22 protein-coding genes are annotated in these 25640 nt (G+C 64.0%); 12 read left to right on the top strand and 10 right to left on the bottom strand.

Annotated elements, in window-relative coordinates; genetic code table 11:
• Positions 1-9: 9 nt before the first annotated feature.
• From AC3WR3_RS04625 to recN, 6 genes are all read right to left on the bottom strand, one after another.
• Complete coding sequence (locus AC3WR3_RS04625) at positions 10-1407, bottom strand: efflux transporter outer membrane subunit (RefSeq protein ID WP_492291296.1); 1398 nt, start codon at positions 1405-1407, stop codon at positions 10-12.
• Complete coding sequence (locus AC3WR3_RS04620) at positions 1404-3467, bottom strand: MacB family efflux pump subunit (RefSeq protein ID WP_492291295.1); 2064 nt, start codon at positions 3465-3467, stop codon at positions 1404-1406. Before AC3WR3_RS04620 ends, AC3WR3_RS04625 begins: the two co-directional genes overlap by 4 nt.
• Complete coding sequence (locus AC3WR3_RS04615) at positions 3464-4627, bottom strand: efflux RND transporter periplasmic adaptor subunit (protein WP_492291294.1); 1164 nt, start codon at positions 4625-4627, stop codon at positions 3464-3466. Before AC3WR3_RS04615 ends, AC3WR3_RS04620 begins: the two co-directional genes overlap by 4 nt.
• Before the next feature lie 245 nt (positions 4628-4872).
• The gene (locus tag AC3WR3_RS04610; RefSeq protein WP_492291293.1) at positions 4873-5313 is read right to left on the bottom strand and encodes a universal stress protein; all 441 of its coding nucleotides are present in this window, start codon (positions 5311-5313) and stop codon (positions 4873-4875) included.
• A 393-nt stretch (positions 5314-5706) separates the two neighbouring features.
• Positions 5707-6588 (bottom strand): DHHA2 domain-containing protein, encoded by an 882-nt coding sequence (locus AC3WR3_RS04605; RefSeq protein ID WP_492291292.1) that lies wholly within the window; start codon positions 6586-6588, stop codon positions 5707-5709.
• A gap of 527 nt (positions 6589-7115) precedes the next feature.
• The gene (recN, locus tag AC3WR3_RS04600) at positions 7116-8780 is read right to left on the bottom strand and encodes a DNA repair protein RecN (RefSeq protein ID WP_492291291.1); all 1665 of its coding nucleotides are present in this window, start codon (positions 8778-8780) and stop codon (positions 7116-7118) included.
• A 334-nt stretch (positions 8781-9114) separates the two neighbouring features.
• Between recN and AC3WR3_RS04595 the strand changes: the two genes are divergently transcribed.
• Positions 9115-10275: a GGDEF domain-containing protein gene (locus AC3WR3_RS04595; protein ID WP_492291290.1), complete on the top strand. Its 1161-nt coding sequence runs from the start codon at positions 9115-9117 to the stop codon at positions 10273-10275.
• Positions 10276-10314: 39 nt separating this feature from the next.
• Here AC3WR3_RS04595 and nadK read toward each other — a convergent pair whose 3' ends face one another.
• Positions 10315-11199 carry an NAD(+) kinase gene (gene nadK / locus AC3WR3_RS04590; protein ID WP_005332581.1) on the bottom strand — a complete coding sequence of 295 codons (885 nt, stop codon included), beginning with the start codon at positions 11197-11199 and terminating at the stop codon, positions 10315-10317.
• Between the two features lie 263 nt (positions 11200-11462).
• On the opposite strand from nadK, the gene grpE reads away from it, so the two are divergent.
• The 8 genes from grpE to AC3WR3_RS04550 all read left to right on the top strand — a co-directional run bounded on the left by grpE (position 11463) and on the right by AC3WR3_RS04550 (position 22407).
• Entirely contained in the window at positions 11463-12038 is a 576-nt protein-coding gene (gene grpE / locus AC3WR3_RS04585; RefSeq protein ID WP_492291289.1) for a nucleotide exchange factor GrpE, read from the top strand.
• A gap of 334 nt (positions 12039-12372) precedes the next feature.
• Positions 12373-14298, top strand: a complete 1926-nt coding sequence (dnaK, locus tag AC3WR3_RS04580; protein WP_139436324.1) for a molecular chaperone DnaK — start codon at positions 12373-12375, stop codon at positions 14296-14298.
• A gap of 253 nt (positions 14299-14551) precedes the next feature.
• Positions 14552-15688: a molecular chaperone DnaJ gene (gene dnaJ, locus AC3WR3_RS04575; protein ID WP_139436326.1), complete on the top strand. Its 1137-nt coding sequence runs from the start codon at positions 14552-14554 to the stop codon at positions 15686-15688.
• A 262-nt stretch (positions 15689-15950) separates the two neighbouring features.
• Positions 15951-17438 carry a carbohydrate porin gene (locus tag AC3WR3_RS04570; protein ID WP_492291288.1) on the top strand — a complete coding sequence of 496 codons (1488 nt, stop codon included), beginning with the start codon at positions 15951-15953 and terminating at the stop codon, positions 17436-17438.
• A 133-nt stretch (positions 17439-17571) separates the two neighbouring features.
• Positions 17572-18507 (top strand): carbohydrate kinase family protein, encoded by a 936-nt coding sequence (locus AC3WR3_RS04565; protein ID WP_492291287.1) that lies wholly within the window; start codon positions 17572-17574, stop codon positions 18505-18507.
• An 82-nt stretch (positions 18508-18589) separates the two neighbouring features.
• A complete protein-coding gene (locus tag AC3WR3_RS04560) occupies positions 18590-19954 on the top strand; it encodes a sucrose-specific PTS transporter subunit IIBC (protein WP_479758741.1) in 1365 nt (454 codons plus the stop codon).
• Complete coding sequence (locus tag AC3WR3_RS04555; protein ID WP_492291286.1) at positions 19954-21369, top strand: glycoside hydrolase family 32 protein; 1416 nt, start codon at positions 19954-19956, stop codon at positions 21367-21369. The genes AC3WR3_RS04560 and AC3WR3_RS04555 overlap by 1 nt, the downstream gene beginning before the upstream one ends.
• Before the next feature lie 27 nt (positions 21370-21396).
• On the top strand, positions 21397-22407 hold the full coding sequence (locus tag AC3WR3_RS04550; protein WP_492291285.1) for a LacI family DNA-binding transcriptional regulator: 1011 nt from the start codon (positions 21397-21399) through the stop codon (positions 22405-22407).
• A gap of 69 nt (positions 22408-22476) precedes the next feature.
• On the opposite strand, the gene AC3WR3_RS04545 is transcribed toward AC3WR3_RS04550, so the two are convergent.
• The 3 genes from AC3WR3_RS04545 to AC3WR3_RS04535 form a co-directional block, all read right to left on the bottom strand.
• Complete coding sequence (locus tag AC3WR3_RS04545; protein WP_139436338.1) at positions 22477-23205, bottom strand: MgtC/SapB family protein; 729 nt, start codon at positions 23203-23205, stop codon at positions 22477-22479.
• Positions 23206-23428: 223 nt separating this feature from the next.
• The gene (locus tag AC3WR3_RS04540) at positions 23429-23794 is read right to left on the bottom strand and encodes a hypothetical protein (RefSeq protein WP_247625899.1); all 366 of its coding nucleotides are present in this window, start codon (positions 23792-23794) and stop codon (positions 23429-23431) included.
• A 365-nt stretch (positions 23795-24159) separates the two neighbouring features.
• The gene (locus AC3WR3_RS04535; protein WP_043132505.1) at positions 24160-24345 is read right to left on the bottom strand and encodes a YgaP family membrane protein; all 186 of its coding nucleotides are present in this window, start codon (positions 24343-24345) and stop codon (positions 24160-24162) included.
• A gap of 91 nt (positions 24346-24436) precedes the next feature.
• Here AC3WR3_RS04535 and AC3WR3_RS04530 point away from each other — a divergent pair, with 91 nt between their 5' ends.
• Genes AC3WR3_RS04530 through AC3WR3_RS04520 form a run of 3 tightly spaced genes read left to right on the top strand, consistent with a single transcriptional unit; the run spans position 24437 to position 25624 of the window.
• Complete coding sequence (locus tag AC3WR3_RS04530) at positions 24437-24751, top strand: ArsR/SmtB family transcription factor (RefSeq protein WP_247625900.1); 315 nt, start codon at positions 24437-24439, stop codon at positions 24749-24751.
• Complete coding sequence (locus AC3WR3_RS04525) at positions 24751-25164, top strand: YeeE/YedE family protein (protein ID WP_262110909.1); 414 nt, start codon at positions 24751-24753, stop codon at positions 25162-25164. The genes AC3WR3_RS04530 and AC3WR3_RS04525 overlap by 1 nt, the downstream gene beginning before the upstream one ends.
• Before the next feature lie 13 nt (positions 25165-25177).
• On the top strand, positions 25178-25624 hold the full coding sequence (locus AC3WR3_RS04520) for a DUF6691 family protein (protein WP_492291284.1): 447 nt from the start codon (positions 25178-25180) through the stop codon (positions 25622-25624).
• Positions 25625-25640: the final 16 nt, after the last annotated feature.

Genomic DNA, 25640 nt, shown 5'->3' with positions numbered 1-25640 from the left:
GACCGGGCTCTAGCTCCGATCGCTCCCTCCCAGTGCCCGGTAGATCCCGGCCATGGTCTTGAGCTGGCTCTGTTGCTGGGCCAGCACGCCGAGCTCGGCATCCCACAGTCGATTCTGCTCGTCCAGCCAGGGCTGAACCCCGGTGGCGCCCGCCAGGAAGCGGGCCCCCGCCAGCCGCTCGGCCTCTTTGGCATAGGCCAGCTGCTGCTCGAGATAACGCAGCCGCTGCTCCCCCTGCTGGCGAGCGGCCAGGCCGTCTTCCACCTCCAGCAGGGCCGTATAGAGCTGCTTGCGAAACTCGGTCTCGGCTATCTGATAGTCAATCTCGGAGCTCGCGATGGAGAGCCGGGTCTTGTTGTACTCGAGGAAGGGGAGTGCCAGGGTCGCACCCAGGGTCCCCACCGGGTTCTGCAGCACCTGGGTCAGGGTGTCCGAGGTGGTGCTGGCGCCGCCGGTGAGGCTGAGGGTGGGGTAGAAACCGGTGCGGATCTCGTCCCCTCTGGCCAGCGTCTTGCGAAGGCGCAGCTCGGCTGCCCGCACGTCGGGGCGCCTGGCCAGCACATCGGCGGGGATGCCGACCGCCAGCGTCGGAATGGGGCCCATGGCGAGGGAAGTCGGGGCAAATTCCAGCGGGCCGCTGCTGCGGCCGAGCAGCAGGCGCAGAGCGTTGCCGGCCTGCTCCCGTTGCAGGGTGAGAGAGGCGAGCTCCGCCTGCTTGCCGGCTTTCTGCTGGCTGGCCTGCACCAGATCGAGGCGGGTGACAGCCCCAGCGTCATATTTTGCCCGGGTCAGCCGTTCTATCCGCTCGTAGTTGGCCAGCTGGCGCTCGCCCAGGGAGATGGCCGAGCCGAGATACGCCAGCTGCCAGTATTGCTCCAGGGTCTTGCCTACCAGCATCAGGCGGGTGGCGGCGCGATCCTGCTCGCTGGCCTCTGCCTCCCACTGCGCCTGATCCCGCACCGAGGCGAGCCGGCCCCAGAGATCCACCTCATAACTCAGGTTGAAGGAGGGGCCCAGGTTGTTGCTGGCGCTGCCATCCTTCATGTTCTTGTTGCCGCTCGCCCCCAGGCTGGCGTTGACCGAAGGGGTGAGGTTGGTGTCGGCGAGATCGGCGCCGAGCAGGGCGCTCTTGAGCCTGAGCCCCGCGACCTGCATGTCCGGGTTGGCCGCGAGCACCTCATCGACCAGCTGGTCGAGGGCGGGATCCCGGAACCCCTGCCACCAGAGCCCGGCCTGCTGGCCGCCAAGATCCCGGGCGTCCTGCTGCCACGCTGGCGCCACATCCAGTTCAGGTCTCTGGTAGGTGCTCTGCTGGCTGCAGGCACCGAGGCAGGCGGTGAGCACCAGGCTGAGCGCCGTTTTTGACGAGAGGCGCAGCCCCCGGCCGGATAAGTTGTGCATCATCATTCCCTCGCCAGTGCCTCGACCGGATCGAGCCGGGCCGCATTGCGGGCGGGCAGGTAACCAAACAGGATCCCGATGAGCGAGGAGCAACCGAAGGCCATCAGGATGGAGAAGAGCGAGAAGCGCATCTGGAAGCTCTCCACGAGCAGGGAGAAGATAAAACCGATGAAGATGGCCAGGCCGATGCCGAGCAGGCCCCCCAGCAGGCTGACCATCACAGCCTCGATCAGAAATTGCTGCAGGATGTCGGACTGACGGGCGCCGACTGCGATGCGGATCCCTATCTCCCGGGTGCGCTCCACCACAGACACCAGCATGATGTTCATCACCCCGACCCCGCCGACGATGAGGGAGATCACCGCGATGGCGGAGACCAGCAGCGTCAGGGTAGCCGTGGTCTTCTCCACCGACTTGACGATGCTGTCGCTGCTGAAGGTGAAGAAATCCTTCACCCCGTGGCGCTGGGTCAAGAGCGCCACAGCGGCCTGCTCTGCCAGCGCCGGCTGGACCCCGTCCTTGACCCTGATGGTGATCTGGCTGAAGTGGTTCTGGGAGATGAGGCGGCTCATCACGGCGCTGTAAGGCAGCCAGACATTGACCGACTGGCTGCTGGGACCAAAGCCGGTCTCCTGGGCCACCACGCCGACGATGCGCACCGGCAGGGTGCCGACCAGCACTACCTGGCCGACGGGATCAGTCTTGCCTAGCAGGCTGGTGATGGTCTTGCCATCCACCACGGCCACCGCCGTCCGGCTGCGGATGTCCCGCTCGTCGAGCAGGCGGCCCTGGGTGAGGGTCATCCCCTTGACCCGGAAAAAGTCGCTGCCGACCCCCACCACGCTGCCGCTGCTGGTCTTGTTGCGATAGCGCAACTGGCCCGAGGTGGCGATCTGGGGGCTGGCCCCCTCCAGATAGGGCTGGCCGAGCAGGGCGTCGAGATCCCGCTCGTTCAGGGTCTGGATGCTGGCGGCCTTCTCGTCGCCCCAGTCCTTGCCGGGGAAGATGTCGATGGTATTGGTGCCCATGGCGTTGATGTCGTCGATCACCTTGGCGCGGGCCCCCTGGCCGAGCGCCACCACGCTGACCACGGCGGCGATGCCGATGATGATGCCGAGCATGGTGAGGAAGGTGCGCATGCGGTGGGCCAGCATGGCGTGCAGGGCCATGCGACCCGCCTCCCGGTAGCGATCCCAGCCCTGGCTGCCGCGTTTGGCGACGGAGGCAGTGGGGAGCCGGTCCGGCGCCGGCTCGCGGGCTTTCTGCCCGGTAGCTGGCCGGGGGAGGGCGCAAGATAGCTGTTCGACAGTGGCCTGCGGGATCTGCTGACGCTCTTCCACCCCGTGGGCCTTATCCGGGGAAATGGGGGGGCTGGCAGCCGGCTGGCCGCTGTCCTCTACCACGCGCCCGTCCCGCAGGGTGATGATGCGATTGGCGTGGTTGGCCACCGCCATGTCGTGGGTCACCAGAATGATGGTGTGACCCTGGGCGTGCAGCTCCTTCAGGATGGCCATCACCTCCTTGCCGCTGTGGCTGTCGAGGGCGCCGGTGGGCTCGTCGGCCAGGATCACCTCGCCGCCATTGGCCAGCGCCCTGGCTATGCTGACCCGCTGCTGCTGGCCGCCGGAGAGCTGGCCCGGCCTGTGGTGGCTGCGATCGCTCAAGCCCAGGCGGGTCAGCAGGGTGCGGGCACGTATCTGGCGCTCGGGGCGGGAGGTGCCGGCATAGATGGCGGGGATCTCCACGTTGGCGGCCGCATCCAGATGGGGCAGCAGGTGGTAGCGCTGGAAGATGAAGCCGAAGTGGTGGCAGCGCAGCCGTGCCAGGGCCAGGGCATCCAGGCCGGCGGTGTCCTGACCACGAAACAGGTATTGGCCGCCGCTCGGACGATCGAGGCAGCCCAGCAGGTTCATCAGGGTGGACTTGCCGGAGCCGGAGGCACCGACTATGGCCACCATCTCCCCCGCCGCTATGGTCAGAACCAGCGGGTGCAGCACCGTCACCTCGTGCTCCCCGCTCTGGTAGCGGCGCTCTATGCCCTTGAGCTGGATCAGGGGCTCGCTCACGGGACCATCTCCATCTCATCGTTCTGGACAGGCTTGCCCTGCTCCAGGGTCACCTTGTCCTGTTCGTCAAGACCGCTCACCACCTCTATCTTGATGTCATCCTTCATGCCGGTCTTGATGCGGCGGGTCTCTTTCTGCCCGTCCTCCTTGAGCAGGGTGACCTCATATTCGTTATCCCCCAGCTTCTTGCCGAGGGCGGTCTGGGGGATGGCCAATACCTGTTTGCGTTCCCCCAGCACTATGGTGACCTGGGTGGTCATGGCAACCCTCAGCTGATGGTCGGGGTTGGGCACATCGAACAGGGCGTAATAGTAGATGGCGGCATTGCTGGTGGTCGTGGTGTTGGCGCTCTGCTCGTTGATGTTGGTGGGGGCCAGCTCGACAGTGCGCAGGGTGCCGTGATAGCGGCGGTCCGGGTCTCCGATCAGGGTGAAGTAGACCGGCATGCCGGCCCTGACCTTGGTGACATCCGCCTCCGAGATCTGCGCCTTGACCGTCATGGTGTCCAGGTTGGCGAGCTTGAGCAGGGTCGGGACCGTCTGGCTGGCGGCCAGGGTCTGCCCCTGGCGGGTCACTATGCTGACCACTGTGCCATCCATGGGGGCCTGAATGCGGTTATAGCCGAGTTCCGTCTTGGTGCGCTCCACCTTGATCAGGGCGTTGTCGATGTCTGCCTGGGCGCTCTGCAGCTCGGCCCGGGTGACGGCGAGCTGCGCCTCTGCACTCTCCAGATCGGCCCGGGAGCTCGCCTCCTGCTTGAACATCTGCTGCTGGCGGCGCCAGGCCAGCTCGTTCTGCTTGAGCTGCGCCTGCTTGATCTTGAGCTGGGCACGGCGGCTGGCCAGCTCGGCCTCGGCGGTCTTGAGGTTGTTCTGGGCTATCAGGGGATCTATCTCTGCCAGCAGGTCCCCCTGCTTGACCTGTTGCCCGGCTTCCACCGCCAGATAGGTGACCTGACCCGAGACCTGGGCCCCCACATCCACCTGCTCTATGGCCTGCAGTACGCCGCTGGCCAGCACCGTCTGCTCCACATCCTGACGGGTCACGGTGGCGGTCAGCACGGGGTCCGGGGTCTTGCCGGGCCAGGCCAGCCAGACCACGAGGGCCAGCAGTGCCAGGGCAAGCAGGGCATATTTGCCCGGTTTTGGAAGAGTCTTCATTTATCACCTGAACGAAACGAGCGAAGGCGTGCAAGGGCGATATCCTGCAGCAAATGGCACTTAAAAAGAAGCGAGCAATGTGTAAGAAATCATGTAGATGAAGTTGTCAATTAAGGGGCCGGGTGACCGCCGGAGGAGGGGAGGCGAGCCCTGCAGGATACCCGCTGGGGGCAGTGCAAGGGGCCGGGAGGTCTACCTAGGGGAGAAATGCAGGGAGCCCGCTCGTTGAGCGGGCTCCCGGGTACTCAGCCGACTGCCTTGAGCTGCTCGGCATAGGGCTCGTGGCAGATCTGGATATCGACGGGCAGCTTGTAGATGAGCAGGCGGGCCAAGGATCCCTCCATCCAGTGGTGGCGGCTGCCGACCAGCAGGAGCGAGGCCGGGTGGGAACTCAGCCACTGGCCCAGATCCCTGACCACGTCATCGACCACCAGGCAGTGGTAATCCACCGGATGAGGCAGCAGGGTGATGAGTTCGCTGATGATGGCCTTGGCATCCAATGTGCCCTGGGCACTGCGTTCTTCCTCGGACAGCGACAGACTATTGCGGCGCACCTTGCTGCTGTGCGTCAGGTGCAACAGGGTCAGACCGCACCCCAGCCCCTGCGCCAGGCGGCTCGCCTTGGCCAGCGTCTCCTGCTCGTAATCCTTGCCTTCCAGCAACAGCACTATGTTGGTGTGGGTCATCAGCAGTTCTCCTTGGCATGGCGCGGGTCACCGGGGACAAAGGAGCTGCCCCCTACCACAGTGATCCCGCCCTGTATTGCATGGTTCTCACTTGTCTGTGGGCGCCAGACGTCATCCTTTGTCGGTGAGGGCGCGCAAGATCACCTTTGTTTACATCAGCATAACAGACGCAGTTGAACGGAGAATGAAGACATGCCGCCCATGGCCCCCTTGATGGAGGAATGGGATGGGTAAATGGTCCATGGGTAGCACAGCCGTGGGGTTTGTCTTGGCTGTGCCTGGTGATCATGCTGCTCGCCCGGCTTCGAGCCAAGGTGCAGGGAGCCGATGTCGAAGGGGGGAATCCCAGTGGCGGTCGGCGGGCCGCCACTGTGATAGGGGCTGGCTGGGGGCTTATGACAGCTGTCGGGTCAACCAGGGAAGCCCCTCTTTCTTGCGGCTGAGGGCCCCCGCCAGGTGAACCGGCTCGGCTGGCAGTATGCCCCTGCTGGCAAAGTGGAGCTCACTGCTCCCCTTGGCCAGATCGGTCAGCATCAAGACATAGCCATCCAGCGAGTCCAGGGTCAGCCTCTGCGCCATGGCGTGATGCAGCTCCTCCATCCGGTTGTGGATCTGGCTCGGGTCCATTACGCAGATCTGGCTGACCATGAGGGAATGGCCCGCTATCTGATAGGCCTTCTCGTCTGCAACGAGCAGCTCGCACAGGGGGGTATCGCCCAACTGGGTGCGCCGTTCCAGCAGGGTCTGGGCAAAGGGGGCCAGGGCCAGATCGGCGATGGGCAGCAGCCGTTCGACCGCGAGCCTGTCCTCTGCCGTGGTGGTGGGGGAGGTGAAGTTGAAGGTGTCGCTGATGATGGCCCCCAGCAACAGCCTGGCCTGGGCGCGGGACAGATTGTCATGGCCCATCAGCGCCAGCAGCACTGTGGCACTGCACCCGACTGCTCTGATCCAGGCGTCGAGGGGGCCACGGGTGATGAGGGTGCCGATGCGGTGGTGATCGATGAGGCCCTGCACATCGGCCTCGGCCAGCCCCTCCGGCCCCTGCTCAAATTCGCTGAAATCCACCAGAAAGACCGGCTTGTTGGCGACGCTGCCCGTCAGAACCGGGGGGGCCGCCACGCCCGCCGTCTCCAGGATGAAGCGGGTCTCGGCAATGGGTTCACCCAACGCATAGGCCTGGGCGGGTCGACCCTGACGGTTGAGCCAGTCGGCGGTGACCAGCGCGGTGCAGATGCTGTCGCTGTCGGGATTCTTGTGGCCAAAGACATGAAGCATGAGGTGGTTCCTGATGTCGGGTGATGGTCTCGGCCGCATGTCGCGGCGCGGGCCAGAGAGGGCCATGGGGCCCGAGTCGGTTCCACTCTACTGTCTGGCGGCCAGGGGGGCAAATTCGGCCGCTCTTCGCTCGGGGCGCCGAGGGTTGGGGAGGTGCCGGGAGCACGCCATCGACCCAAGCCCTTGGTGGCACTTGGCGCCTGGCAGCCAAGGCATAGGGTGGTCCGCTAGTGCCGGTGCCCGCCCCCCCTGGCAGATTGCCGGGGGCGATGACTCGGAGCCTCGGGCAGATCGTACCTGGGGCCAAGATCCGCCGCGTTGGACAGGCAACCGGGGAGGTTGATCACTACCCCCGTACCGGCCGCTTGGTGGCTCTCCTTCCGGTCAGGTCACCATGAAGGTGGATGACATGCCGTTTAGGGCTGGCCTCGGAAGGTTGATGACTCACTCCCGCTCATGTCGACGAAGGCTGGATGACTCGCCGCCCCAGAGGCGGCGAGCGGCGTCGATGGCTTGCCGCACCGCCCTCAGGAGGCAAGCAGCTCGCGGGCATTGGCCAGGGTGTTGTCGGTGATCTGATCCCCCCCCAGCAGACGGGCCAGCTCGTTGAGGCGGGCACCCTGGTTGAGCGCCTGCATCTGGGTCTCCGTGGTCTTGCCGTCCGTGTGCTTGCTGACCACCATATGCTGGTGACCCTTGCCGGCCACCTGGGGCAGGTGAGTGACCACCATCACCTGGGTGGATTCGCCGAGCTGACGCAGCAGGCGGCCCACCACGGCCGCCGTCGGGCCGCTGATCCCCACGTCCACCTCGTCGAAAATCAGGGTGGGGGTGGAGATCTTGCGGGCACTGATCACCACCAGGGCGAGACTGATGCGCGACAGCTCGCCGCCGGAGGCCACCTTGCCCAGCGGCTGTATGGGCTGCCCGGGGTTGGTGGTGACCATGAACTCCACCCGATCGATACCAAGGGGGGAGAGGCTGCTCTGGGCGTCGGGGCGCACCTCGATGGCGAAGCGGCCGTCGGGCATCGCCAGCTCGTGCATGCTGGCGGTCACCTGGGTGGCCAGCTCCTGGGCATAGCGCTGACGGCTCTGGCTGAGCACCTCTGCCGCCTGGACAAAGGCCTGACGGGCCTCGGCCAGTTCATCCTCCATCCCCTCTAACCGCTCCTCATCGGAGTGGAGGCGGGCGAGATCGCTGGCCAGATCCTGGTGGAACTGGGCCAGCTCGGCGGGTTTGACGTGGTGCTTGCGGGCCAGGTTGATCGCCTTGGAGAGGCGGGCCTCCAGCTCGTTGAAACGCTCGGGATCCAGCTCCAGCAGATCCAGATAGCTGCGCAGCTCGCTGTGGCTCTCCTGCACGCCGATCAGGGCTTCGTTCAGCATGCCGAGCACGTTGCCAAGGCGGCTGTCCATGCCGACCAGGGTCTCGGCTCTGTCCACCGCCACCTGCAACAGGCCGGCTATGGTGGTCTCCTCGTTGTCATAGAGCAGGTCGAGGCAATAGCCGCACTCCTGCATCAGCTCGGTGCCGTTGGCGAGACGCTGGTGCTCCTCTTCGATGGCCTCAAACTCCCCGGGTTGCAGGGCGAACTCGTCCAGCTCCTGCACCTGATACTCGATGAGCTGGCGGCGGGCCTCCCGCTGCTGCTGTTCGGCCTTGAGACGGTTGAGCTCGTTCTGCAGCTGGCGCCACTGCTGATAGTGCTGGCGCACCTCATCGAGCAGCAGGTGGTGACCGGCATAGCCGTCCAGCAGGGCGAGCTGATAGTCGGGTTTGAGCAGCAGCTGATGCGCGTGCTGGCCGTGAACGTTGACCAGCAACTGACCCAGGCTCTTGAGCTGCACCAGGGGGACGGGGACGCCGTTGATGTAGCTGCGCGAGCGCCCCTCGGCGGAGAGCACCCGCCGAACGATGCACTCACCGTCGTTCTCCAGCTCGTTGGCGGCGAGCCAGGCGCGGGCGGCGGGGTTGCCGTCCAGCAGGAAACGGGCACTGACTTCCGTCTTGTCGCTGCCCGGCCGCACCATGCTGGCTTCGGCCCGCTCGCCGAGGCAGAGGCCGAGGGCGTCGATGGCAATGGATTTGCCTGCCCCCGTCTCCCCTGTGATGCAGGTCATGCCGGATTGCAGATCGAGTTCGAGAAACTTGACGATGGCGAAGTTGTTGACGGTCAGCTGGGTCAGCATGGTCTCATCCTGTATGGGTCAACATTACTGTGTATGCATCCAGTATATACTGGTCTTATATACAGTAAAGTGTGCGTGACGGGATTTTTTGCCGGGCAAGGGGATGAGGGGCTGTGCGAGGGGGGCTGCACTGGGAGAGGCGCTGAGCCGCCATGGCATTCCATGGGGGATGTGAGCCTGGGGCAGTCGCGCGATGAGCCTGTATTCGTTCACCTTTATGGGGTCTTGTCGCGGCGGTGAACTTGTGGAATCGGGGTAGCTGAGACACACTCGAGACAGGCATGGCTCAGGTTCAAGGGCAGGCCACCGTGCCTCACACCAAGGATGCGTCCAGATGATCCACACCCCGACCCTGCTGTTGATCTCCCTGGCAATCAATCTGATGTCGGCACTGCTCATGTTGTTTATCCACTTCTTGAAGCCGGGTCGGCGCAACTTCCTGTTCTGGTCCCTGTCGGCCTTCCTCTTCTCCCTCTCCATCCTGCTGCTCAGTCTGGGAATAGGGAATGGTCATCCGGCCCTGGGGATCAGAGTCGGTGGCCTGGTCTCCCTCATGAGCATATTGCTGTTGCTGGCCGGCTTTTATGCCCTCTATGGTCGGTCCTGGCGCCCCCGTCCCCTGTGGGGAGGGGTTGTCCTGTTGCTGCTTGCCTATCTGGGGCTGTCGAGCCGCTTCGAGGTGCGCATTGTGCTGGCCCTGATGGAGTCGGTGGTCTACCTCTGGTGTGCTTGTCTCATCGTCTCCCTCAGCCGGCACCAGAAGCGGGTGCTCCATGCCGTCGCTGCCATTTATCTGCTGCATTTCACCATACTGCTGAGCCAGGGGCTGCTGCTCTTGCTGGGGCCTGATAGTCGCATAGGCAACGGGGACGGGCTGCTGGATGGCATCTTCTTCATGCACATGGTGCTGACCATAGGCTCGGTACTGCTGCTGCCCCTGGTGGCCTATGTGGAGGCGGAGCAGGCGCTGCTGGCCCTCTCGGAGCGGGATCCCCTCACCGGGGTGCTCAACCGGCGCGGCCTGTTCAGGCTGGGGGAGTGGGCGCTGCCGGGGCAGATGCGCTGCGTGGTGGTGCTCGACATAGACCATTTCAAGAGCGTCAATGACCGATTTGGCCACGGCTGCGGTGACGAGGTGATCCGCTACGTGGCCAGGGTGCTGTTGGCCGAGGCGCGCAAGGATGATCTGGTGGGGCGCATAGGTGGCGAGGAGTTCGCCCTCATCATGGGAGGGGTGAACGGCCAGATGGCCCATGACATCTGCGACCGGATCCGCCGTCAGATAGAGACGGGCTCCCGTCAGGGGGCCTGCCCGCCGTGCGAGGGGGTGACGGTCAGTGTGGGGGGCGTCTGCGCCTGTGCAGAGACAGGGTTGGCGCACTTGCTGACGAAGGCCGACGAGGCCATGTACAGGGTCAAGGCAGCGGGGAGAAATGGCATGCATCTGCAGCTCGAACCCGGACCGCTTCGGCTGGTTGAGGGGGGCGAGGGCTAGGCCCTCGCCTTCAGGCTAGCGTCGGCCCGGGCCCGCTTGCTAGAACAGCTTGCTGCCCCAGCCGAGCTTGTTGCGCAGCACGTGGAAATAGCTGTAATCCAGCGGATGCACCAGGTGCAGCTTGTGCTGGCTCTTCTTGATGAGGATCTCGTCCCCCGGGTGGACCGCCAGGGTCACCTGACCGTCGCAGCTCACCTGCATGGCGTCATCCTGATTGTCGGGGGAGACCAGCAGCCGCACCTCGCTGTCCGCGTCCAGCACTATGGGACGGCTGCTCAGGGTGTGCGGGAACATGGGCACCAGCGTGATGGCGTTGAGCTTGGGGGTGAGGATGGCGCCCCCCGCCGACAGGGAGTAGGCGGTGGAGCCGGTGGGGGTGGCCACTATGATGCCGTCCGAGCGCTGGCTGTACATGAAGCTGCCATCGATATAGACCTCGAACTCGATCATGTGGGCTATCTTGCCCGGGTGCAGCACCGCCTCGTTGACCGCCAGGTTGCTCGACTTGCGCTCGCCGTGGCGATAGACGGCGGCCTCCAGCAGGAAGCGGTGCTCGCTCTTGAAGTGGCCGGAGAGCACCTGCTCCAGGGGCAGCAGGTAGTCCTGGGGCGAGAGATCGGTCAGGAAGCCGAGGTTGCCCCGGTTCACCCCTATCACCGCCACATCGAAGCGCGACAGCACCCGGGCGGCCCCCAGCATGTTGCCGTCACCGCCGACGACGATGGCGAGATCCGCCTGCTCGCCGAGCTGCACCAGATCCATCACGTTGTCACCCAGGATCCCCAAGGTCTGGGCGACCCGGCTCTCGAGCAGCACCCGAAAACCGCGGGTACTCAGGTATTGATACAGGCCGCTGAGGGTCTGGTTGGCCCCTTCATGATGGGGCTTGCCGATGAGGGCAACGGTTTTGAACGGAGAATCCATAGGTTATCGGGTCTGGGGAAGTCTTGCGGGGAGTATACCGCGCTTTGCCGGGGATTTGTCTGTCTCCATGCCCCTTGGCGCAATCGGCCCCGAAAAGCGGCAAGCTGGCCGGCTGGCGGCAGGCATTGTGCCCGATATGCCCTTTTCCCCTTGAAAGCCGGGGCTGCGTCCCCATAATAGCGCCAACACAGGGTCCGCTGACGCGTGTCGCTTGTCTGAACGTCAGCAGCCCCTCATAAGCAACCCTGAATATTGGAGATGTCATGAGCCACGAAGAACAAAAGGTTGAAGCGATGGAGCAAGTGGAAGTCCAGCCAGTCGAGCCGACCGATGTAGACAGTGAAGTGACAGCCGAGCAGGCCCGCATTGCCGAGCTGGAGGCCCAACTGGAAGCGGCCCAGCAGGCCTCCCTGGAAGAGCGCGAGCGCGCCGTGCGTGCCGTCGCCGAGATGGAAAACCTGCGTCGTCGTGCCGCCCAGGACGTGGAGAAGGCCCACAAGTTCGCGCTGGAGAAGTTCGCCGCAGAGCTCTTGCCGGTGCTGGACAACCTGGAGCGCGCCATCGAGCTGGCCGACAAGGAGAGCGAGGCGCTCAAGCCGATGATCGAAGGGGTCGAGCTGACCCTCAAATCCATGCAGAGTTCGGTGGCCAAGTTTGGCCTGGTCGCCCTGGATCCGCAGAACCAGCCGTTCGACCCCAACGCCCATCAGGCCATGAGCATGATAGAGAACGTCGAACTGGCGCCCAACACCGTCATCGCCGTGATGCAGAAGGGCTATGAACTCAACGGTCGGGTGATCCGTCCGGCCATGGTGATGGTCTCCAAGGCCCCGGCCTGAGTCCCGTCCCTGTGCTGAGCCCGCCGCTCGGCGGGCTTTTTATTGGTAGCGGCGCCATCAGAATATGCAATGGCGCCATTTGGCAAGCACTCTTGCGCCCAAGTGGCAAGAATGCGCGGTTTTTTAAGGTCAGGGCTTGAAGCGTCGGCTTGAGACCCCATATAGGTGGCAAGGCCACGGCGGCATCTGATTTCAGTGGCATGGAAACTTGAGTGACACGGAAAGAATTTGATGTCGGGTGCTTGAAAGCCACAGTGTCAGGCCCCACCTAGCCGTTAACGTATTTAAGGCGAGCCCCTCGCCAGTTTATTCAAAGTATTTGGAGATTCGTCAAATGGGTAAAATCATCGGTATTGACCTGGGTACTACCAACTCCTGCGTTGCTATTCTGGATGGCGACCATGCTCGCGTGATCGAGAACGCGGAAGGCGACCGTACTACTCCGTCCATCATTGCCTATGCCGATGACGGCGAAATCCTGGTTGGTCAGCCGGCCAAGCGCCAAGCCATCACCAACCCGAAGAACACGCTGTTCGCCATCAAGCGTCTGATTGGCCGTCGTTTCGAAGATGAAGAAGTACAGCGCGATCTGAAGATCATGCCGTACGCCATCGCCAAGGCTGACAACGGTGACGCCTGGGTAGAAGTCAAAGGCAAGAAGATGGCACCGCCGCAGATCTCTGCCGAAGTGCTGAAGAAGATGAAGAAGACCGCCGAGGATTACCTGGGCGAGCCGGTGACCGAAGCCGTCATCACAGTACCGGCCTACTTCAACGACGCCCAGCGTCAGGCCACCAAGGATGCCGGTCGCATCGCCGGTCTGGATGTAAAACGCATCATCAACGAACCGACTGCTGCGGCCTTCGCCTATGGCGTGAACAAGGTCAAGGGCGAGCGCAAGGTTGCCGTGTATGACTTGGGCGGCGGTACCTTCGACATCTCCATCATCGAGATCGACGAAGTGGAAGGCGAAACCACCTTCGAAGTGCTGGCGACCAACGGTAACACCCACCTGGGTGGTGAAGACTTCGACAACCGCGTCATCAACTACCTGGTTGAAGAGTTCAAGCGCGAGCAGGGCATCGACCTGCGCAACGACCAGCTGGCTCTGCAGCGTCTGAAAGATGCCGCCGAGAAGGCCAAGATCGAGCTCTCTTCCGCCCAGCAGACCGACGTGAACCTGCCGTATATCACTGCAGATGCCACAGGTCCGAAGCACATGAACATCAAGGTGACCCGCGCCAAGCTGGAATCCCTGGTGGAAGACATGGTGAAAGACTCCCTAGAGCCGGTCCGTGTCGCCCTGAAAGACTCCGGTCTGGCGGTCGGCGAAATCGACGACGTCATCCTGGTGGGCGGTCAGACCCGTATGCCGCTGGTTCAGAAGACCGTTGCCGACTTCTTTGGCAAAGAGCCGCGTAAAGACGTCAACCCGGACGAAGCCGTGGCCATGGGTGCCGCCATCCAGGGTGCCGTACTGTCCGGTGACAAGACCGACGTACTGCTGCTGGACGTGACCCCGCTGTCGCTGGGTATCGAGACCATGGGTAGCGTGATGACTGCGCTGATCGAGAAGAACACCACCATTCCGACCAAGAAGTCCCAGGTGTTCTCCACTGCCGAAGACAACCAGTCTGCCGTGACCATTCACGTGCTGCAGGGTGAGCGCAAGCGCGCCAGCGACAACAAGTCCCTGGGCCAGTTCAACCTGGAAGGCATCCGTCCGGCACCGCGTGGTCTGCCGCAGATCGAAGTGACCTTCGACATCGACGCCAACGGCATCCTGCACGTCTCTGCGAAAGACAAGGAGACCAACAAGGAGCAGAAGATCACCATCCAGGCCTCCTCCGGTCTGTCTGATGAAGAGATCGAACGCATGGTACGCGAGGCGGAAGCCAACGCGGCGGAAGACAAGAAGTTCGAAGAGCTGGTGCAGACCCGCAACCAGGCTGACGGTCTGGTCCACTCGGTACGCAAGCAGGTGACCGAAGCCGGTGAAGCCCTGCCAAGCGATGACAAGGCCAAGATCGAGACTGCACTGTCCGAGCTGGAAGCCGTCATCAAGGGTGACGACAAGGCTGCCATCGAAGCCAAGCAACAGGCCCTGATGGAAGCGTCCCAGAAGCTGATGGAGATTGCCCAGCAGCAGGCTCAGGCGCAAGGCGCCGGTGCCGAGGCCGGTCACTCCTCTTCTTCCGCCAAGGCTGACGACGACGTAGTCGACGCCGAGTTCGAAGAAGTGAAAGACGACAAGAAATAAGCCCAACCCAGATGGGCAGAGCAGACTCTGCCCATCGGCTCAGAATCTGTTCGCGGTCTGTCGCGAGAGGCCGTCAGCAAGGTAAAGAGCAGCGCAGGAACCGGAGTGTATGTGAATACATGAGGATTCCGAGCAGCACATGAGCCTTGATCACGGCTTCGTAGTAAGAGTGTGAGCAGATTCGTCAATGAATTTACGGGCGTTGGGTAACCAACGCCCGTCTGCATAACGGCTCAAGTAGAACAGGATGAGTATGTCGAAGCGCGATTTCTACGAAGTGCTCGGGGTATCGAAAGGTGCCGACGAGCGCGAGATCAAGAAGGCGTACAAGCGTCTGGCGATGAAGTATCACCCGGATCGCAATCAGGGTGATGCGGCATCGGAAGAGAAGTTCAAAGAGGTCAAGGAAGCCTACGAGGTCCTGACCGACGAGAACCTGCGTGCCCGCTATGACCAGTACGGTCATGCCGGCGTGGATCAGAGCCAGGGCGGCGGCCACGGCGGCTTCGGCGGTGGTGCCGATTTCGGTGACATCTTCGGCGATGTGTTTGGTGACATCTTCGGTGGTCGTGGTGGTGGTCGTCGCGGCCCGGCCCGTGGCTCCGACCTGCGCTACAACATGGAGCTGACCCTGGAAGAGGCGGTGCGCGGGGTCTCCAAGGAGATCAAGATCCCGACCCAGGTCCATTGCGAGGTCTGCAACGGGTCCGGTGCCCACACCGGCAGCCAGGCCCATACCTGCCCGACCTGCCATGGCTCCGGTCAGGTGCAGATGCGCCAGGGCTTCTTCGCGGTGCAGCAGGCCTGCCCCCACTGTCATGGTCGCGGCAAGATCATCAAGGATCCGTGCCGCAAGTGTCATGGCGAGGGTCGCTACCAGAAGACCAAGACACTGTCGGTGAAGATCCCGGCGGGCGTCGACACCGGGGATCGCATCCGCCTCTCCGGCGAAGGGGAAGCGGGGGAGGCCGGCGCACCGGCCGGCGACCTCTACGTACAGGTCCACGTCAAGGAGCACGAGATCTTCGTCCGTGACGGCAACGATCTCTACTGCGAGGTGCCCATCAGCTTCACCGCAGCGGCCCTGGGTGGCGAGATCGAAGTACCGACCCTGGATGGCCGGGTCAAGCTCAAGGTCACGGCGGAAACCCAGACCGGCAAGCTGTTCCGCCTGCGGGGCAAGGGCGTCAAGTCCGTGCGCTCCGGCCAGGTCGGGGATCTGATGTGCAAGGTGGTGATCGAGACCCCGGTCAAGCTGACCGAGACCCAGAAAGATCTGCTGCGCCAGCTGGACGAGTCCTTCAGCGGTGCCGCCGCCAAGACTCACAAGCCGAAATCCGAAGGCTTCTTCGAAGGGGTGAAACGCTTCTTCGACGACCTGACCAAGTAACCGCGACTCGCGTGACCCAAGCCGGCCTTCAGTGCCGGCTTTCTTTTTGCCTGCCATTTGCCCTGGATCCCCTCTATTGAGTGGATCCCGATGAGGGATCCTCCTCACAACTCCCGGCGCTTTTCCCTGTGCAAACGTTACTCTGATCACAAGTAGCTGAAACGGTTTAGCTGGCATATTGAATCAGCTAAAGCGGTTTAGCTATCCTCTGCTCGTCCATAACAACAGCGCCCGGACGGGCGGCAGATGACAGGTGAGGAAGATGACGATGTTCAAGAGCAAGTTGGCGCTGGCGGTGGCGCTGGGATTGGGGATGAGCAGCCCGCTGTGGGCGGCGGATGGCGGTATCGAAGCCCGACTGGCGGCGCTGGAGGCACGGGTGCAGGCGGCAGAGTCCCGCGCCGCCGCCGAAGCGCGGGCAGATGAGGCCCAGAGCAAGGCGAGCGAGGCCCGGGAGGCCGCCGTGGTGGCCAAGGCCCAGAGCGAGAAGGTGGACAAGCAGACCGCCGGGGCCCAGGGCTTCGAGTTCCACGGCTACGCCCGCTCCGGCCTGCTGGTCAACGGCAACGGCAGCGGCGGGCGCGGCGGCCCCTACGTGACGCCAGCCGGCTCTGTGGGCGGGGCCGTGGGTCGTCTTGGCAACGAGGATGACACCTACATGGAGGCCAACCTGTTGAAGACCCAGACCTTCGACGATGGCAGCTGGGCCCGCTACAAGCTGATGCTGGCGGACGGGGTGGAGACCAGCAACGACTGGACCGCCAGCGATTCCAGCCTCAACACCCGCCAGGTGTTTGCCGAAATCGGCGACCTGGCGAGCTTCAGCGGCCCCTTCCAGCACTCGGTGCTCTGGGCGGGCAAGCGCTTCGATCGGGACAACTTCGACATCCACTGGCTCGACTCCGACGTGGTCTTCCTGGCCGGGACCGGCGGCGGCGTCTACGACGTGCAGCTGGCCGACAGCTGGAAGGCGAACTTCTCCCTCTACGGGCGCGACTACGGCGACATCAGCGCCAGCGGCCTGTCGGACATAGAGAGCTACATCCTCACCATGAACAACCGCTTCGGCAACTGGCAGTGGATGGTGAACGGCCTCTCGGCCAAGGACAACGAGGCGCGCATCAACGACGGCGGCGTTGGCAGCGAGGCGGCGGACAAGGGGGCGCACACCCTGGTGGCCTACCACGCCGACAGCTTCTTTGGCATCCACCCCGGCTTCTCCAAGGCCGCCGTGCTCTACGGCCATGGCCTGGGGGCCGAGCTCAAGGGACTGGGCTCCGACAGCGAGCTGCTGCCGGATGCCGACGCGGTGCGGGTCGCCGTGTTTGGTGCCACCGACCTCAATCCGCGCTGGCGTGTCGCCCCGGCCCTGCTGGCGGAGCAGAGCCAGGATCGCTACGTGAAGGGGGACGAGTATCAGTGGCTGACCCTCAACACCCGGGTGGCCCAGGTGCTGAGCCAGAACGTGGAGCTGGTCTACGAGGCCGCCTGGCAGTACATGGACTTGGATCCCCAGGGCTACAAGGGGCGTCAGGCGGTAAGCGGCAACTTCACCAAGCTCACCTTCGCCCCCACCTTCAAGGCGCAGACCGCCGGCTTCTTCGAGCGGCCCGAGTTGCGGGTATTCGCCACCTGGATGGACTGGTCCTCCGAGCTCGACAACTACGCCAGCACAGATGCCATGGGCCAGAGCGATTTCACCGCCGGTGGCGAGTGGAACTTTGGCGTGCAGATGGAAACCTGGTTCTAGTTCGTTATCCCGATCACAAAAATGGCAGCAGGCGCCGGGATCTGTTGGTTAGCTAAAACGGTTTAGCTGATAATGCGGACCAAGAGAACAGAGCCCGGCTCTGGCAAATCCTGTGCAGCAGTGGAGTAGCAAGGTGGGGAATCGTGTGTGGGTAATGGGGGATGCGGTGGTGGATCTTATCCCGGAAGGGAAGGTGCACTACCTCAAGTGTCCGGGTGGTGCACCCGCCAACGTGGCGGTCGGGGTGGCGCGGCTCGGCGGTGAATCGGCCTTTATCGGCCGGGTCGGCGCCGATCCCTTCGGTCGCTTTATGGCCGAGACCCTGACAAGGGAGGGCGTCGACATTCGCCACCTGAACCAGGATCCGGCCCATAACACCTCGACCGTGCTGGTGGAACTGGATGACGAGGGGGAGCGCAGCTTCACCTTTATGGTGCGGCCCAGTGCCGACCAGTTCCTCGAACTGGCTGACTTGCCCCGCTTCGAGGCCGGTCAGTGGCTGCTCACCTGCTCCATTGCGCTCGCCAACGAGCCGGTGCGCGGCAGCTGCCTGCAGGCCATGGCGGCCATCCGGGCGGTCGGGGGGCGGGTCTGCTTTGACCCCAACCTGAGGCCCGAGGTGTGGGGCAACCCGGCCGAGATGCTGCCTCTGGTACGTCAGGCCATGGCCCTGGCGGACGTGATCAAGCTCTCGGTGGAGGAGCTGCAACTGCTGAGCGGCCTGGACGATCTCGCCACAGGGCTCGCCACCATTTCAGGCCCGGCCCTGGTGCTGGTGACCCGGGGGGCGGCCGGTGTGGTGGCCCGTGTGGGTGGCGAGCGGCTGGAGTGGGTGGGGCCCAAAGTGACACCCATCGACACCACGGGGGCGGGGGATGCCTTCGTCGCCGGTCTCCTGGCGGCCCTGGCCGGGCGTTCGTCGCTGCCGACGCTGGCCGAGCTGCCCGCCATCCTGGCCCAGGCCCACGGCTGCGGGGCGCTCGCCACCACCGCCAAGGGGGCCATGACGGCGCTGCCCACCCGCACCCAGCTGGATGAATTTTTGCGATCGGGCGCAAGCGGCCGTTGATCTGCGGCTAGAAGCCCGGGTCGACAGCCCCTACTCTCATGTGACAAGGGCCCGCCAGCTGGCGGGTCATAAGAGGAAGATTATGAATATCAGTGCGATAGCCAAGGATCTGGTGCCCCTGCTCGGGGGCAGGGAGAACATCGTCAGCGCCGCCCACTGCGCCACCCGGCTGCGGCTGGTGCTGGCGGACGACAGCAAGGTGAACAAGGCCGCCATCGACAAGCTGGACGGGGTCAAGGGGTGCTTCAGCAACGCGGGCCAAATTCAGGTCATTTTCGGCACCGGCCTGGTCAACAAGGTCTATGCGGAGTTCGTCACCCTGACCGGCACAGGCACCGCCAGCAAGGCGGAGCTGACCGACATGGCGACGGCCAAGCTCAATGTGGCCCAGCGCCTGGCGCGGACCCTCTCCAACATCTTCGTGCCCATCATTCCGGCCATAGTCGCGTCCGGCCTGCTGATGGGGCTGCTCGGCATGGTGCGCACCTACGGCTGGGTCAATGCCGACAGTGCGCTGTTCGTGATGCTCGACATGTTCAGCTCGGCGGCCTTCATCATACTGCCCATTCTGATCGGCTTCACGGCGGCGCGGGAGTTTGGTGGCAACCCCTACCTCGGGGCGACCCTCGGCGGCATTCTCACCCACCCGGCCCTGACCAACGCCTGGGGCGTGGCCGGTGGCTTCAAGACCATGGACTTCTTCGGGCTGGACGTGGCCATGATCGGCTATCAGGGCACCGTCTTCCCGGTGCTGCTGGCGGTCTGGTTCATGTCGCACCTGGAGAAACAGCTGAGAAGGCGCATCCCGGATGCTCTGGATCTCATCCTCACGCCGTTTCTCACCGTCATCATCACCGGCTTCGTGGCGCTGCTCTTTATCGGCCCGGCGGGTCGGGTGCTGGGGGATGGCATCTCGTTCGGCCTGAGCGCCCTCTATGAGCAGGCGGGCTGGCTGGCAGGCCTGGTGTTCGGCGGCACCTATTCCCTCATCGTCATCACCGGCATCCATCACAGCTTCCACGCCATCGAGGCGGGGCTGCTGGCCAATCCGCAGATCGGGGTCAACTTCCTGCTGCCCATCTGGGCCATGGCCAACGTGGCCCAGGGCGGGGCTTGTCTTGCTGTCTACTTCAAGACCCGGGATGTGAAGATCAAGGCCATTACGGTGCCGGCGGCCATGTCCTGCCTGCTCGGCATCACGGAAGCCGCCATCTTTGGGGTCAACCTGCGCTACATCAAGCCCTTCCTGGCCGGTCTGTTCGGCGGGGCCTGCGGCGGCGCCTACGTGGTGGCGGCCAAGGTGGGGATGACGGCGGTGGGGCTGACCGGTATTCCAGGCATGGCCATAGTCCAGCCCATGAGCCTCATCCACTACGTCATCGGGCTGGTGATCGCCTTCGGTGCCGCCTTCGCCGCCTCCTACCTGCTCAAGTACAAGGTGGAGTGATGAAGGACGCCTATCTCCTCAACCAGGTTGTCCGGTCCCTGCTGGCCGGACAGCTCAAGGCGGCGGTCGATCCCCATCGGCCCCGCTGGCACCTGGCAGCCCCGGTGGGGCTGCTCAACGACCCCAACGGCTTTATCGAGCACGACGGGCGCTACCACCTCTTCTACCAGTGGAATCCGCTCGGCTGCGAGCATCGCAACAAGGGCTGGGGCCACGTCACCTCCACCGATCTGCTGCACTGGCAGCACGAGCCGGTGGCGCTCCTGCCCACCGAGGAGTATGAGAGCCACGGCTGCTATTCCGGCTCGGCGGTGAGCGACGAGCAGGGGCGCCTGACCCTCGTCTACACCGGCAACGTCAAATACCCGGATGGCGGCCGCACCGCCTATCAGTGTCTGGCTCGCGCCGACTGTGAGGGCGGTTTTGCCAAGCTGGGCCCCGTGCTGGATCTGCCCCAAGGCTACAGCGGCCATGTGCGAGACCCCAAGGTGTGGCACGACGGCCGGCAGTGGCTGATGGTGCTGGGAGCCCGCACCCTGGACGATCGGGGCGAAGTGTTGCTCTATCGCGGTGAGACCCTGCAAAACTGGCAACTGGTGGGCCCCATCGCAGGCAGCGGGCGCGGGGGGCTGGGGGACTTTGGCTATATGTGGGAGTGCCCGGATCTCTTCCCGCTGGCGGATCGCCATGTGCTGATCAGCTGCCCCCAGGGGATTGCCCCGGTGGGGGACGATTATCGCAACCTCTACCAGTGCGGCTGGCTGGCGGGCAACTTCGACGGCGAGCGCTTCGAGCACGGCGCTTTCCACGAGCTGGACCGGGGCTTCGAATTCTATGCACCGCAAACCACCCAGGACAGCCAGGGGCGGCGCCTCTTGTTCGGCTGGCTGGGGTTGCCGGAGGAGAACGAGATGAGCCAGCCCACCATCCCCTATGGCTGGCTGCACCAGATGAGCTGCCCGCGGGAGCTGTTCTGGCAGGATGAGTGGCTCTGCCAGCGCCCGGTGGCGGAGCTCGCGGCATTGAAGGGGGAGCAGACCCGCTTCGAGGGGGCTGTGGACGAGCTGCCTGGCCTTGCCATCGATTCGGCCTGGCTCGATCTGCACCTCGGCGGGGAGGGGAGCCTCTGGTTCGGCACCCAGGTCGAGCTGCGCTGGCAGCCGGGACGCATCACACTACGGCGCCAGAACTGGCAGAGCGGGGCCTGGGAGGAGCGATGCTGCCCCTGGCTTGGAGGCAAGATCACCGTCCTGTGCGACAGCTCCAGCCTGGAGTGTTTTGTGGATAGCGGCCGCCAGACCCTGTCTACCCGCTACTTCCCCGGTGAAAACCCAGTACTTTCCGCACGTTGCGGTGGTGATGGCAGCAAAATTTGCCTCGATCACTGGCCGCTGGCGGCCTGCCTAGTACAATAGCCCGGTCTCAGTGTGCCGGGAGGTCAGGTGGAGAAGAAGAAACGGATCACGATTGCCCAGATAGCCGAGCTCGCGGGGGTCTCCAAGGCCACCGCCAGTCTGGTGCTCAACGGCAAGAGTGCGGAGTACAGGATTGCCGACGATACCCGCAAGCGGATCCAGGCGGTGGCGGACGAGTGCCACTATCAGCCGAGCTTTCATGCCCGCTCCCTGCGCGAGAGCCGCAGCTACACCTGGGGGCTGGTGATCCCCGATCTCACCAACTTCGGGTTTGCCAGCATAGCGCGCGCCCTGGAGGCCCACTGCCGGGAGGCGGGGATCCAGCTGCTGATCGCCTGTTCAGAAGATGATCCCACCCTGGAGCAGCGGGTGGTGGACAACCTCATCAGCCGCCAGGTGGACGGCCTCATCGTCGCCTCCAGCGGCCACAGCGACGACATCTATGCCCGCATTCACGACCGCCTGCCGGTGGTGCAGCTCGACCGCCACATCGGCGAGTCGCGCCTGCCCATGGTGATCTCGGACGCCTGCAAGGCCACCGCCGAGCTGGTGCGGGACATGGCGATCGAGTGCGACGCCGAGATCTACTACTTCGGCGGCCTGCTGGATCTCTCCCCCAGCCGTCACCGGCTGGCGGGCTATGAGCTGGGTCTGCACCGGGCCGGGCTGGAGGCGGATCCCGCCCGGGTGCGCCATCGCGACTATCAGCCGAGCTCGGGTTATCAGCTGATGGCCGAGCTGGTGGAGGAGCTCGGGGCGCCGCCCCGCGGGCTCTTCACCGCCTCCTTCACCCTGCTGGAAGGGGTGCTGCGCTACCTCAACGAGGCGGGGCTGATGGAGACAGGCATGCGCCTGTGCACCTTCGACGATCACGATCTGCTCGACTGCATTCCCATGCGCATCGACTCGGTGGCCCAGGATTGTCCGGCCCTGGCCCGGGCCGCCTTCGAGCTGATGCAGCAGCTGATTGCGGGTAACCCTCCTGAGCAGACCGCCCAGGTGATCCTCCCCAGGGTGCGCTGGCGCAGTCGCCGCTAGTTATCCATCAGGTCTCATATGAAAAAGCCCCGCCATTGCTGGCGGGGCTTTTTGCTGTGGGCTGCGGGCTCAGTCCGTGGTGCTGGCTCGCCAGAAGATCTGCTTGATGCGGGGATGCTCCCCCAGCGTCTTCATCAGGGCGTCCAGCTCGTCGCCGTCGATGGAGGTGGCGAGCAGTACGGCCGAGATCTCGATGTCCTGCTCCCCGAAGGGTTCTATATCCAGCTCGCTCAGGGGGTAGTTGGCCTGCTCCAGCTTCTGCTCCAGCCAGGGCAGCACCTCTTTCTGGTGAGTGCGGCGGATGAGCGCCGTGACGCGGTAGGTCACCTCGGTGTCGGTATTGTCCACCGGATGACGGTTGATCTGATTGACCAGGGGGCGCAGCAGGGTGTTGGCTGCCAGCACGAAGAGGGCGCCGAGGATGGCCTCCATGGCGAAGCCGGCGCCGCTGGCCGCCCCCACCGCCGCCACGCCCCAGAGGGTGGCGGCGGTGTTGATGCCGCGGATGTTGCCCGATTCGCGCATGATGACACCGGCGCCGAGAAAGCCGATGCCGGAGACGATATAGGCCACCACGTGCACCACCCCATAGCTGCCGCCGTGCAGGTCATAGATGCGCTGGGCCAGGTTGACGAACAGGGCCGCCCCCACGGCGACCAGCACGTTGGTGCGAAGGCCGGCGGTGCGCTGGCGGTACTGGCGCTCCAGCCCGACCAGGCTGCCGAGCACGAAGGCGAGCAGCAGGCTGGCCAGGGTGTCGATCAGGGCAAGCAGATCAAATTGTTGCCACATTCTCATGGGGTACTCCTTCTGATGAGCGATGGCTGCACGCAATCCATGATGAAACGCCGCACAAGAGGGCGGAAGAGCCCGGCGATGATTGCGCTGCTGGCCAGCAAAAAATGAAACACGGCGTGCGGGGCCTGCACATCCCCATAGGACGCCGGGTAGAGAGCGCGCCCCAGAGTTCAGGGGCCAGCGTGGCCGGCCCCTGAACTCTGGTTAACACAGTATGGTGCTGTCAGGTACGCCCGGGATCGCCACCGCGAGGGCGCAGTTCCCAGCGAACCGGGTGAGCTGCCCCGACCTGATGGACAAACTGCACCAGATAGCGGCGCTGGGGCGGGGTGCACTGGAGGTTGAGCACCAGCTCACGCCCGCCGCTGCGACCCGGTGTCATGGACTGCATTGGGTGCAGCCCGGCCGGTTGCAGGGTGTGGTTCACCATCTCCAGCACCTGCTCCAGATCGGCGCGATCCTCGCAGCGGATCTGCAGCCGGTAGTGGTGCTGGCGCCGTTTGCCCCGAAGCCAGCGCGGCAGCATGCCAAGGCCCAGCTTGTTCAGCAGGGGGTGAGTCGATACAGACTGGGTTGATATCAAACGCATAGCAGCCTCCTTGTGGGAAGCAGAAACTATGCAGGCAAGGCGCCCATGGCCATTGGCCAGGAGTCACCCGACGTCAAGTGTATAAAGAGAAGAGGGGAGTGGATTTCCGCTTCTCGCAGGGCTGCGAGTTGCGGCAGAGGGACTCTGCGGCTAGCTCGCGACCAGGGTGCCGACGACAGGAGTCGGCGTGGATCTGTCACTTGATGAGTTGCCCACCGACGGTCTCCGCTATTGATTAGAGGCGACATGGTAGCCGATACGGCCGCCGGGGTAAACCCTGGGCCCCAGACAGCAACATATTGAAACAAAATGAGGTTTTACCACGAGGGGGCCATAGCTCCCTCGTTTTCATCGTCCGGTCTGGGCTATTTCATGCCCATGCGCTTCAGGATCATGGCGGCGGGGCAGAAGCCGGTGAACGCACTCTGTATCAGGTTGACCCCGACAAAGACGCTCAGCCAGACGAAGCCCGGGTGGACCCAGGCAGTGAGCAGCAGCGACAGCAGCAAGATGCAGCCTGCGACCACTCTGACTCCGTTATCGACTGTCATGTGTCTCTCCTCTTCCTGGTTATTTAGTTGTTGCTAATTTAGTGTTGATTTATACAATAGACTAAATATCAGCAATTGCTAATTTATGCTTATGAGCCCATTCGACGAGATGACCGGACACGCGACGGCGGCCGCCTCCCTGCTCAAGGCGTTGGCCCACCCTGAGCGCCTGATGGTGCTCTGCCAACTGGTGGAAGGGGAGAAGGGGGTCGGGGAGCTGTTGGCCCACAGCCAGCTCGGGCAGTCGGCCTTCTCCCAGCAACTTTCGGTATTGAAGCGCCATGGCCTTATCCGTTCGCGCAAGGTCTCACAGCAGATCTACTACTCGCTGGTGAGCGAGGCGGCCGCCGATGTGCTGGCGGCGCTGCAAACCCATTTTTGTCACTCAGAAAATAAGGAATCTTGATGATGGAAAGCCAATGGCTGCTCTCTTTGGGCGGCGGCATGCTGGCGGGGCTGTCGGCCCTGATCCTGATGTTGTTCAACGGCAGGGTCGCCGGGATCAGCGGCATTCTGGCCGGCGCCTTGCAACACCGGGCGCCGTGGCGGGTGCTGTTTCTGCTGGGGCTGGGGGGCGGTGCCTGGCTGGCGCTGACCCTGGGCTGGGCCAGCATGCCCGCATTCACCACCCTGCCCGGCTGGCCCGTCGTGCTGCTGGCCGGTCTGCTGGTGGGCGTCGGTACCCGTCTTGGCAATGGCTGTACCAGTGGTCACGGCATCTGCGGCATGGGGCGGCTCTCCCTGCGCTCCATCGTCGCCACCCTGACCTTTATGGCGGCAGGCTTCATCACCGTCTTCGTCACTCATCATCTGCTGTAAGGAGCTGATCGCCATGAAGTTGCTGACAAGTTTGTTTGCGGGCTTGCTGTTTGGGCTGGGGATGGCCATCTCCGGCATGGTGGATCCTGCCCGGGTCATCGCCTTTCTCGATCTGGCGGGAGCCTGGGATCCCAGCCTCGCCTTCGTGATGGGGGGCGCCCTGCTGGTCTTTATGCCGGGTTACTTTCTGCTGGTGAAACCCCGCCGCCAGAGTCTGCTGGGGGAGCCCATCGTCGCCGTCCCCACCCCCAGGCTGGATCGCCGCCTGATCGGCGGGGCCGCGCTGTTTGGCATCGGCTGGGGGCTGGCGGGCATCTGCCCTGGGCCAGCCTTGAGTCTGATTTCCAGCGGGCAGCCCATGATAATGTTGTTTATAGCGGCCATGGTGGCCGGGATCTTGCTGGTCGACCGGGTGCTGGTTCACGCACGGAACAAGGCTCGCCAGCCCCATACCGCCTGATCCCGTGAAGTGACTG

The sequence above is a fragment of the Aeromonas sp. EU05-FHT14A05 genome (assembly GCF_058791175.1).
Note: the sequence above shows the minus strand (reverse complement) of the source record. Positions and strands in the feature narration are given on the sequence as shown.